The organism is Staphylococcus sp. GDY8P119P, assembly GCF_017892075.1.
Classification (GTDB): Bacteria; Bacillota; Bacilli; order Staphylococcales; family Staphylococcaceae; genus Staphylococcus; species Staphylococcus ureilyticus.
The window spans coordinates 106896-117980 of the sequence record NZ_JAESKJ010000007.1 but is presented as its reverse complement, the minus strand read 5'-3'; the positions used below and the strand labels follow the sequence as shown (position 1 = coordinate 117980).

Genomic DNA, 11085 nt, shown 5'->3' with positions numbered 1-11085 from the left:
AAATCTAATTTTATATAAAAGATTTTGTTATCTCCTCTTGCTTGGGTAATTAGAATTGAGAAAAGTATAAAATCATTACCTAGAACTGTAATTCATGCATAAGTCCCACTAACTCAATCAATTGAGAAGTGGGACTTTTATTTTTTGAATCAGTTTAGATTTTGAATGTATATGCATACTTGTTTAGAAAATAGACCTAATTCGTAGTTGCTTTTCTATATTATAATCCTGTTGTGAGACGTTAAAAGTGATTGAAGGTATGCATTTTAATATAAAAAGACATTTTAAGGATTTCGAATTATTGCAACAATAAAAACATCCTCGATAACAATCGAAGATGCTTATTAAATAGCTTAGATAATATTTTGAATAACTTCTTTGCGTAATTTACTTCTTAATTCTGCCATCGTATTTAAGTGGTATTTTTTATAATCACCTGAATCAATTCTAAAAGCGTGTATACCTAAAACTTCATTTTTACTATTTAAAATGGCACCTCCTGAAGAACCAGGTTCAGCCATCATTTGATAATAGCCCATTGGATTGATGTTGCGAGCCATAAGGGAATATTTTCCCTTAGAATGATACATCGTACCCATAGGATCATTCTTGAATTTACCAGTTGGTAATCCATAATGGTACATATGAATAGGCGTATTAGCCTTGATATTAGTAATCGATTTTTCTGGAGCAATTTTACGTATTTTCATATACTTTGAAATATCTTCTTTTGTATATAATAATGCGACATCACCAAATTGCATCATTTTTACACCAATCACATTGAGAGAACGTGTGTAGGTTGAACCTTCTTGTAGCAGGTTCACTCTAAGATTTTGTAATGAAGATGGTGACATTGGTTTATGTGCTTCTGGATTATTGACGACGTGATTAGCTGTTAATATTGTATGTTTACCAATTGCAGTTCCAGTGCCATATGTCAGAGCTTTTTTAATAGGATTCCAATTAAATACGGTTGCAATATTGGCTGATTTTGCAGTCGAATGTTCTAAAGTAACTCCTTTATTGCCGGATTTTTTCATGATTTTTAATGCATCATTGATGCCGGATGCTTCAGTCGTTTGACCAAAATCCCGCACATTATCGCTGCCTGGTATCTTTGATGACCAAGTTTTAGGTGCTTGATTATAGTAGTTGCTGTTTTTTGAAGTTTGCTTACTTGTTTTTGGAATAACCTTTACACTTTTAGATGCTTTTGCTTGCTTAGCTAATGGTTTTGTTTGTTGTTTTTTTGTTGTTTTAGTTGAACTTGATAGTAACTGTGGTTTTATAGATTTTGATGTACGCTTAGAAGAAGTATGTTGAGCTACTCGAACTTTGGTTTTTGATGACCCACTTTGGTTTTGTTTAATAGATGCATTTGTTTTTTGATTTTTGTTAGTGGGCATAATAGCTTTATTTTTATTTTGAATTATTGGTTGTTTTGATAGTTTTTTCTTTGGGGTTATTGGTGAGTGCGATTGTACTTTTATAGTTTTTGATGGTGGTTGCACATTTTTACCCAAAATTACTTTCGGAGTATTTTTTGGAGCCCCTTTTATAACTGGATTTTTAAATTCTATGTCTTTATTATTGTATTTCAATTTAGTGTTTTGCTTGGGAAATTGAACTTCATTTTGTTGTGATTTTAAATTGCTATTACTAACTATTTTAGTATTTTTTACTTCATTTGTAGTATTGATCTTTTTTGTTTCTTTTGTTGTTATCGGATATTTTTTAGTTACTTTATGATTAGTTGGATAGTTGATATCAGTAGTGTTTTCAGCAGCCTCCATTGTATCAACATGAAATATTATCACCAAACAAATTATCATAGATATGGCGATGATTGCAGAAATATATTTTATTGCCCAAGACGGTTTATTCACTTAATCTGTCCCCTCTGTTTTTTGTGTAAAAAGTAAATAAGATTATTTCTTTAATATTATATACTTTTTCTTTTGTGTATGGCAATATATTTTTGAGAATAGGAATAATATAATGAAATAGACATTTGTTTGGCAAAATATACTTGTGATAACTAACTTTTTTCTTTATTGCAGTATTTTTTTACTAATATCATAAGCTATTAATCTTAAGTTAAACAATAATTTAATTATTGCATTTTAAAAAACATTGTGTATTATTAAAATTATAGAAAACATTAAGGGGAAAAGAATGAAAATGAATACGAATATACGTACTTTTTCTAGCAAGAAGTTAGTGCTAGGGCTTGTAACGACTGCTATTGGGATTAGCACGATCGCTTTAGTAAGTGAAAATGCACATGCGAGTACTTCAACAGTAAAATCACAAACAGTAACAAAAAAAACTAAAACTACGACTTTGACAACTAAACCAACTACAACGGTGAAAACAGTAAAGCCTGCAGTGGTAAAAGCAACGACAACAAAAGCTGCTACAAATGTAATGACTAAAAAACCACGAGCAACAGTAAAACCTATAGCGCAAAAAGCACCAGTGACGAAGCAGTCAGTACCTGTAAAAAAACCTGTTAGTAAAGCTATTTCAACAACGACGATTAAAGCACCTGTTACGTCCAAAGTACCGACGACAACAACGAAGAAACCGAGTACAACAACAAAAGCACCGACGACGACAGCGAAGAAACCGAGTACAACAACAAAAGTACCGACGACAACGGCGAAGAAACCAAGCACAACAACAAAAGTACCGGCGACAACGGCGAAGAAACCAAGCACAACAACAAAAGTACCGACGACAACAGCGAAGAAACCAAGTACAACAACAAAAGTACCGGCGACAACAACGAAGAAACCAAGCACAACAACAAAAGCACCGACGACGACAGCGAAGAAACCGAGTACACCGATAAAAAGCACGACAATATCATCGACAAAAACGCAAACAATTCCAGTAAAGACACAGAGCACACCGACAAAGACTCAGGCTTCAAGTACAACAACGCCGCAGACTACAAAATCAAACACACCATCGACAGTACCTACACCATCTGCACCAGTACAACCCAGTACAATAGCAAACGCACCAGTCAAGACAAATGAAGCATCCCAAAACACAGTATCTCCTAAACTCGAAAATACGAACATTCAAGATAAGACATTACAGTCACAAGAAACAATAAAAGCAACTCCAGAAACGGAAACAAAGACAGCTAGTGCAACGCGTAAACAAGATTATTATAAGTCTATGACAGAATTATACAATGATACGACAGAAGGTATCGACTGGAAGAAAGATACGCGAAATGTCGGGAAATCAGTGTTGATAGTGGCACCACATGGTGGGAACATTGAACAAGGGACTTCAGAATTAACAAAACTAGTGGCGAATAATGGTGATTTTGATTATTTTTCATTTGAAGCGATACGTCCATCCAACAACACACAATTACATGTAACATCTACAAATTATGATGATGCAACTTTGCATGAGATGATTCAAGATCGAACAGCTACCATTTCAATACATGGTGCTCAAGGTGAAGAACAACTCGTATACTTAGGTGGTTATCAATCACCGCTTAGAGACGCCATTCAAAGTCAACTTGAACTTAAAGGATTTGTAGTGAAGATACCGCCAGAATACCTTGGTGGGCTGAGTAATGCTAATTTTATTAATAAAGTAGAGGAAAGCACAGGTGTTCAATTAGAACTAACGACCGCTTTAAGAAAAGCGTTTTTCAAAGATGAAGACACTAGCACAGCATCACGTAAAAAAATAGAAAATTGGACTACTACGATGTATGATTTTGCTGAAGCGCTTAATGGTGCAATCAAGCAAGTCTATCCAGAAAATCAAGGATAATATATTGAATTTATTGCTAAAGTAGCACGTTTCAAGTTTTTAATTTTAATAAGTAGATTTCTTTTAATAAGCTAATGACCTCAATGCGTATGTATATACGTGTTGGGGTTTTTTATATATTTTAGTGAGATTCATATTCGGGTAGTCTAAGGGAAGTCTAAATCTTCCGATTTTCTGTAGAAAAACAAAAATTGTAATTGCGCATATATTTATAAAATTGTATAAGGACATAGCATGTAGCGTTAATAAATAAATCTCTAAGTATAGATTTCAAAAACAAAGAAATGTTTGAATTCAAAAAAACATTGTAATATAATTCACGTTATTTCATGCAAAATGATAAATTCACATTTGCGAAAATTTGAACATACATAGATTAATCTAAAGAGGAGCACAATGATGAAGGTATATACATCTATTATTTTTTGGATGAGAGCAATTGCTTGTCTAAGTATTGTGATGATTCATACAATTACTACAACATTTTATAAATTTGAAATGCCGAATGATGGCTATTTATTAAGAGTTTTTCAATTACTGTTATTATACGCGACACCAATGTTTGTTTTTATTTCTGAGTTTTTATTAGCGAAACAATATAAGACACAGGTTAAAGAAGGATTTGTAAAACAGAAGTTGCTGACATTAGGGATTCCATATATCATCATTAACTTAGGTTTAGCGTATGTCTACGGGCAGCCTAATAATTTAATGGAATATTTAGATTCTGTACAATTTATGATGTTTCATGGAGGCACGCTGACATATTTTATTGTTATTATTTTTCAATTTTATGCTTTACATGTATTATTTGCGAAGCACTTAGTAAAACTTAATCCATTAAAATTAATCGTATATTCATTAGTTATCACGATGCTATTTTGGGATATGAGAACTTTTGTTGATGCACCAGAGGCTTGGTATTTAAATTGGTTATGGCAACGAGAGGGCTGGATGATATTCATAGGTTGGCTTAGTTATTTCTTACTAGGTTTTTATATGGGCTATTATTATGAAACGTTGATGGCCAACATACAAAAGTATACGAAATACATTGTGTTAGGAACTGTTATAGTGACGGTCATAACGCTGATCAATTACTTGTCGGGCTGGTTAACGCTAGTGGACTCTAAGCGTATTGATACACCAATCTATGTTACTATGATAATCTTAATATTCTTTCTAATATCATCTTATGTTAAATATGTACCAAAATTTTTCATTTTAATCAGTAATTATTCTTTTTCAATATATTTAATTCATTACTTTATTGTACATAGGTTAGGGACATTACATGAACATCCTATATTCAATATCGTATTTACATTTACATTAACGATTACGTTCTCAATATGCATTGCTTATGTGTTTAACCAGTTTAAACTAGGCAAATATATAGTAGGAGGCATTGGGAACGTTAAGTATGATACGTTTTATCAAAGTTATAAAAATAACCTAGTAGATTAAAAAGGGGAGAATTGAATGGATAAATTAGTCTCGGTTATTATATCTGTCTATAATAAAGAACCATTCTTAAAAAAATGTATTGAATCTTTAATCAATTTAAATATGGAACAATCAAAATTGGAGGCAATCTTTGTTGATGATTGTTCTACAGATAACTCAGTAGCAATGATTGATAGTTATGCTAACCAGTATGATTTTATCCGATTAATTCAGTTATCAACGAATACAGGTAGTCCGTCAGAACCAAGAAATATAGGTATTAAAGCGGCAAAAGGAAAATATATTGCCTTATTGGATGCAGATGATTGGTTAGATACTGAAGGGTTTCCAAGATTTATGGAAAAAGTTAATAGTGATGATGCAGAGTTAGGCTTAGGACAAAGCTACAAACATACGAATAAAAGTATTACGTATCATGCTAAATTCACATCCTATAAAGATGCATCAAATTTGATGCCACAAGATATTGAAAAGATTTTTAGAGCAGTAGGGCCACCGGGTAAAGTATTTAAACGTGATATTGTAATTAATAATCAGATTCAATTTGAACATATGAAATTTGGTGAAGATAAATTATTTTTCATCGATCTTATTTCTAAGATTCAAAACATTACGATGTCTACGATACCTGTTTATCATGTGAACAGATACGATGAAAATCAATCACTTGTGAAAGAGACCTCAGTGGTAGATAAAGCTTATTTGAATGTGGATATAACCAAACGTATTTGTAAGATGAATATATCTGAGTCTCTGAAAAAAATGATGTTATCAAGAATGGTGGAAGTAGACTTCTTTAGAAGGTTGTTGCATACAAAGACGTTTTTAAAGTCTGATAATAAGCAAACGTTCTATGCTATTTTTGATGATGTAGAACAGATGATAAATGAATATGGTTATGATATGAAGGAATTTATTAGTAACAAAAACTTTATAGCTATGTATACACTTTATCATCAAGAAGATAAGGGAGCTTTTTTAAATTTTACAGAAGCACTTGTTTATGGTTATTGGCGTTATTATATGAAAAAAGATGCAATTTACATGGAAGTTGACAGTAATTGCGCTATTTTAGAACCAACACCAGTGCGTTGTTATCCAGTGTATGAAGGTACACAAATGCTAAATGGTGAATTATATGAAGTGATTAAAGTATTGAAACCAGAAAACGTTCAAATCAATGGTGTGAAATTAATTGAAATTAATAACGCAATGAACGTGTATCATGTTGATTATGTGTATAAAGATAAAAGCATTTATATACCCCAGGAACAATTTAAGCAATCGAAAGAGATAGATGTTAACCTCGGTGTCGAATTTGGTGAAACGAATGATATCGCCTTAGTTTACGCTTCTTACCCGAGTAATAATGACATTTATAAAATGAAACGACAAAGCTTCAAGTTAGAGTTCGTCAATAAGTTGAGGGAAAAATACCAAGGAAAATATTTCCTAACGGCATCAGAACAACCATTGATGACGCTTAAAAAAACAAATGTATATCGTGATATTGAATTTGAAACGAAGCTCATGAGTTTAAATCCAGGTATGAAAGTAGTGCCTAAAGATGTTCAGTTAACATCAAATGGTACACCTAGATTAATTCTTGAAGATGATAGTGTGATCACAGCAAATAAAGATTTTGTGGCACAGATTAACATGGACAACCATCATAAATATATTACAGATGTTCCTAATGAGATTAAAATTAAAAAAGTTTGTAAGTTATATCATTCTAGAATATTCAAAAGTGAGCCATTGGAAACACTTAAAGTTGGAGACACAATTAGTATCGCTAATATTGCTTATACGAATAAATCAACACCACGATTAGTTACACAAGAAGGAAATTACTTAACAGCAAATAAAGATTTTGTTGAAGTTATAAAATAATATTTAAAAGGCTACTAAATAACCGGAAGTACTGGTTTTAGTAGCCTTTTTTGTTAAGAAAAGTATAGGCGTTGGTCAAGTTAATGCGTTGCTTCACGATTCAAGTAATTAGTGTGATTACTTACAAATTTTGATTTTTTAGGTACTGGGACAATGTAGTTTCCATTAGGAATTTTAATAAGTAAATTAATAATTATCACGGATATAGCAACTATAATAATAAATGAAAAACTGTATAGTAATAGGCTGTCTCTATTATCAAAAACAGGTATTTTCATTACGACCCATTTTACTAAAGGATGAACTAAATAAATCCCCATAGAGTAATTACCGATTAATGTTAGTATCTGCATGATTAATTTACTTTTTCTGACAATAAGGTAAAAATAAATTAAAAATGCTAAGAAAAATGGTGTATATAATAAAAACATTGGATGGGATGATGTCACAAAATGATCTAAATCAATAAAGATTAAAAATGAAATAAAAATGACTAAAATAGAAGGTAATAATAAGGTTTTATACTTTCTAATCCCCATATTTATCTCTTCATAGTATTTAGCGAAAATGATTCCTAAAATAAAATAAGAAATCCAATTGAAAATAAACGCTCTACTCATAACAAAAGTACCTATAACTGGTATATCAATTGAAAATTGTTCGTAGTTTAACTGCCAGAATACAGTGAGTATTGTAGAGAAAGCGTATGTTAGTAATAATGGTAAGCCTTTTTTAATTTTTTGTAAGACTGGAAATAAAACATAAAACTGAAGAACGGTAAGTATAAAATATAAATGGTAATTTCCAGTTCCAAATAAATAATATCCTATAAAGTTTTTATTGCTATCTAAGTTTACTTCAACAACTCCTAAGTAATATAAATAAACAGTTGTCCAAATTATGTATGGTACAAATATTTTAGTGAATCGTGATTTTACAAAATAGTTTAAATCAAAACCACGTTTCAAGACAGAGTGCGTTAGTAAAAAAGCACTAACAACTGCGAAAACAGGAGTGCCGAGTCGTCCAATTTGACTAATGTATCCTGCAGTAATTGCCATAATCTGACTGTTTTCGTTATTTATGTACGAAATAGATAGATGAACAAATACAATAAATAGTGTTGCGATAGACCTAATAATAGGTATTTCTTCAATATACTTCAAAATGCTCCCCCCTCAAAAAATAAAAATACACACATCCATTTATTATATAGCATACTGTTTGTTTAATCTAGAAGGTGTATACGAAAGATTATCACTAGGTTATGACGTATCATATAAAACGAAATATGGGTTGAAAGCTAAAGCAATTTATGATGGAGTAAGAATGATTAGCGTAAGAGAAAATGGATTATTTAACTTTAAAGCAAAGTATTGAAAATGGACTCAAATTATATGAGTATATAGCTATAGTTAGTAACGCTAAAAATAAAAAGTAAACCACCTTATAACAGGGAGGTTTACTTTTTGGAGTAATCATTAAATTAAAATTTTATTTTGAACTATATGAAACACCGCGTTCTTTATATACACGTTTAACAATTTTCAAGGCGTTTAACACTTTTGGAAAACCTACATATGGTAATAAATGCATAATAGTTTCTGAAATTTCTTGAGGCGTTAAACCAACTGTTAGTGCTACATTAATGTGCAGTTCCAGTTGTGGTTCTGTACCTAGCGTAACAAGTGCGGATATTGTACTAATTGCACGTTGTCTATAATCTAATCCTTCTCGAGAATAAATATCTCCAAACGCAAATTCAGTAACATATTTCCCTAAACCTGGGGCTACATCTCCTAATTCTTCTTCAATATTTGCATGCGTTGGTATATTAGCGTTATCTGTTGCTGTTAAATCATCCATAATTTTTTGACCAATTTCATTACGATTTTGTTCCAATTGATACGACCTCCAATGATTATTTATATCTTTATTATAAGGACGTACGTTCTATTCGTTAAGTTCATAATATGAATAATGACCATTACTTTATTTCATGTCGCTAAGTTGTGATTGGCTAAATTCTATAAATGCTTGCAATGGTGGTGATATGGGCTTTTGTTTTTTAATTAAGAAATTCACATCCATAGTTAATGCATCATTTATGATAGGTATAGTTTGAATATGCTTTAAATTCAATAATTTCAAAAGAGAATAGGGCATGATTGCTACACCTAAATCTTCATTAACCATAGACAGCATAAAATCCCATTGTGCGCTTTCAAAAATAATGTTTGGTTTAAAATCGTTTTTGTAACATTCATATATGAACATTTTGCGTAGTTCAAAATCAGAATCAAGTGAAATTATTTTTTCATTTCTAAGCTCAGATATTTCAATTGATTCTTTTTGCGCAAATGGATGTTGGTCGTTTACATAAAGTACTAGAGGATCGCTAACTAAAGGCAGTATTTCTAAATTTTCGTCATTATCTAATTTCATAGATACTGCTATATCGATTGAACCATCAAGTAATTCATTTTTAATTTTATGTGCACCAGCTTCTGTAATGTTGATTTCAATATTAGGATACAAACTATTAAAAGATTTGATTATTTTAGGGAAATATAACGTACCTGTAATCGGTGGTATACCAATATTGATATGACCCTTTTTTAAATTTTCAATATCAAATAGTTCATTAGATATATTTTCTAAAGATAATAACACTTGTAAACCTTGTTGATATACAACTTTTCCTGATTCTGTAAGCTCTATTTTTTGATTAGAACGATCAATTAGCGTGGTGTTTAACTCATCTTCTAAATTTTTCACCACTTTACTTAACGTTGACTGAGATAAATATAGTGATTCTGCAGCTCGAGAAAACCCTTGATGATCAATGACAGCTATAAAATATTTGAGTTGTCTTATATCCAAAAACATCACTCCTTCACACAAAGTTATGAATTTTATTCATATATATAATTCCTTTTATATATTTTACGCATATCGGTGGTCATATTACAATAGAAGTATACTAAAGATCAATAAATAAAGCGGAGGCATTTTTTATGAAAAGAATAGGTTTTGTTGGTTTAGGTAATATGGGGGCTGGAATGGCAATCAACTTACAAAAAGCTGGTTATCAAGTATTAGCTTATGATTTAAATAAAGACAAAATAAAAGAACTAGAAAACGAAGGTATTGTTGGTTGTGATTCAATCAAAGAAGTAGTAGATCAAGTAGATGATGCAATTATAACTATGGTAAGAAATAGAGAACAGACAGAAAGTGTAATATTTGGTGAAGATGGCGTAACTTCTGCAGATAAAAAAGGTGTTACTGTCGTAGTTATGAGTACTTTAAATCCAACGATTATGTCTGAACTTGAAAAAGATGTATTAGACGCAGGGTTCAATATTATCGATGCTCCAGTAAGTGGTAGTTTATCAGGAGCAGACAATGGTAGTTTAGCCATATTTGCTTCAGGTAAAAATGAACTTAGAAAAACATTACATCCATATTTTGAAGCTATGGGTAAACATATTTTTGATTTAGGAGAAGAAATTGGTGCAGGGCAGGCTGCTAAACTTGCGAACAACCTTTTATTAGGTATTAATATGGTGGGTATTTCTGAAGCGGTTAAATTTGGTGATAGCTATGGTTTAGAAGAGTCCGATATTCTTAAAATAGTAGAAGTTAGTACAGGCAACAGTTGGGCGGCTAACAACTGGGGTGAAATAAAAGAATATAAAAATAACGGTACTTTAGATGCAATTTATAAAGATTTAACTTCTGTGATTTCAGAATCGACTAAACGTAAAACTTTTGTACCAGTAAGTGGACTTGTACTAAATGTATTGCACAATTCTATGGATAATGAAAATTAATATTGTATTTCAAAATAAAGACTAAATTCAATAGTCTTTATTTTTTAATGCTTCATGTGAAAATAATAACAAAGTTAAG

At 31.2% G+C, this 11085-nt stretch carries 9 protein-coding genes; 5 read left to right on the top strand and 4 right to left on the bottom strand.

Annotation, left to right across the window (positions count from 1 at the left end; translation table 11 throughout):
* Positions 1-353 precede the first annotated feature (353 nt).
* Positions 354-1889: a trypsin-like peptidase domain-containing protein gene (locus KA830_RS10075; protein ID WP_204179837.1), complete on the bottom strand. Its 1536-nt coding sequence runs from the start codon at positions 1887-1889 to the stop codon at positions 354-356.
* A gap of 289 nt (positions 1890-2178) precedes the next feature.
* Between KA830_RS10075 and KA830_RS10070 the strand changes: the two genes are divergently transcribed.
* The 3 genes from KA830_RS10070 (at position 2179) to KA830_RS10060 (ending at position 7170) form a co-directional block, all read left to right on the top strand.
* On the top strand, positions 2179-3810 hold the full coding sequence (locus KA830_RS10070; protein WP_210134230.1) for a poly-gamma-glutamate hydrolase family protein: 1632 nt from the start codon (positions 2179-2181) through the stop codon (positions 3808-3810).
* Positions 3811-4209: 399 nt separating this feature from the next.
* Entirely contained in the window at positions 4210-5277 is a 1068-nt protein-coding gene (locus KA830_RS10065) for an acyltransferase family protein (RefSeq protein ID WP_204179880.1), read from the top strand.
* Between the two features lie 15 nt (positions 5278-5292).
* Entirely contained in the window at positions 5293-7170 is a 1878-nt protein-coding gene (locus KA830_RS10060) for a glycosyltransferase family 2 protein (RefSeq protein WP_210134229.1), read from the top strand.
* An 80-nt stretch (positions 7171-7250) separates the two neighbouring features.
* Here KA830_RS10060 and KA830_RS10055 read toward each other — a convergent pair whose 3' ends face one another.
* Positions 7251-8336 (bottom strand): acyltransferase family protein, encoded by a 1086-nt coding sequence (locus tag KA830_RS10055; RefSeq protein WP_204179834.1) that lies wholly within the window; start codon positions 8334-8336, stop codon positions 7251-7253.
* A gap of 58 nt (positions 8337-8394) precedes the next feature.
* Here KA830_RS10055 and KA830_RS10050 point away from each other — a divergent pair, with 58 nt between their 5' ends.
* Positions 8395-8550, top strand: coding sequence for a hypothetical protein (locus tag KA830_RS10050; RefSeq protein ID WP_204179833.1), 156 nt, complete (start codon positions 8395-8397; stop codon positions 8548-8550).
* A 114-nt stretch (positions 8551-8664) separates the two neighbouring features.
* Here KA830_RS10050 and KA830_RS10045 read toward each other — a convergent pair whose 3' ends face one another.
* Together KA830_RS10045 and KA830_RS10040 are read right to left on the bottom strand one after the other, a co-directional pair.
* Complete coding sequence (locus tag KA830_RS10045) at positions 8665-9072, bottom strand: carboxymuconolactone decarboxylase family protein (RefSeq protein ID WP_064210020.1); 408 nt, start codon at positions 9070-9072, stop codon at positions 8665-8667.
* Between the two features lie 90 nt (positions 9073-9162).
* Positions 9163-10053, bottom strand: a complete 891-nt coding sequence (locus tag KA830_RS10040) for a LysR family transcriptional regulator (protein WP_070657038.1) — start codon at positions 10051-10053, stop codon at positions 9163-9165.
* A 134-nt stretch (positions 10054-10187) separates the two neighbouring features.
* On the opposite strand from KA830_RS10040, the gene KA830_RS10035 reads away from it, so the two are divergent.
* Positions 10188-11006, top strand: coding sequence for an NAD(P)-dependent oxidoreductase (locus KA830_RS10035; protein ID WP_210123906.1), 819 nt, complete (start codon positions 10188-10190; stop codon positions 11004-11006).
* Positions 11007-11085 lie beyond the last annotated feature (79 nt).

Coding starts and splice junctions, on each gene's coding strand:
- KA830_RS10070 (WP_210134230.1), top strand. CDS start 2,179: ATGAAAATGAATACGAATATACGTACTTTTTCTAGCAAGAAGTTAGTG.
- KA830_RS10065 (WP_204179880.1), top strand. CDS start 4,210: ATGAAGGTATATACATCTATTATTTTTTGGATGAGAGCAATTGCTTGT.
- KA830_RS10060 (WP_210134229.1), top strand. CDS start 5,293: ATGGATAAATTAGTCTCGGTTATTATATCTGTCTATAATAAAGAACCA.
- KA830_RS10035 (WP_210123906.1), top strand. CDS start 10,188: ATGAAAAGAATAGGTTTTGTTGGTTTAGGTAATATGGGGGCTGGAATG.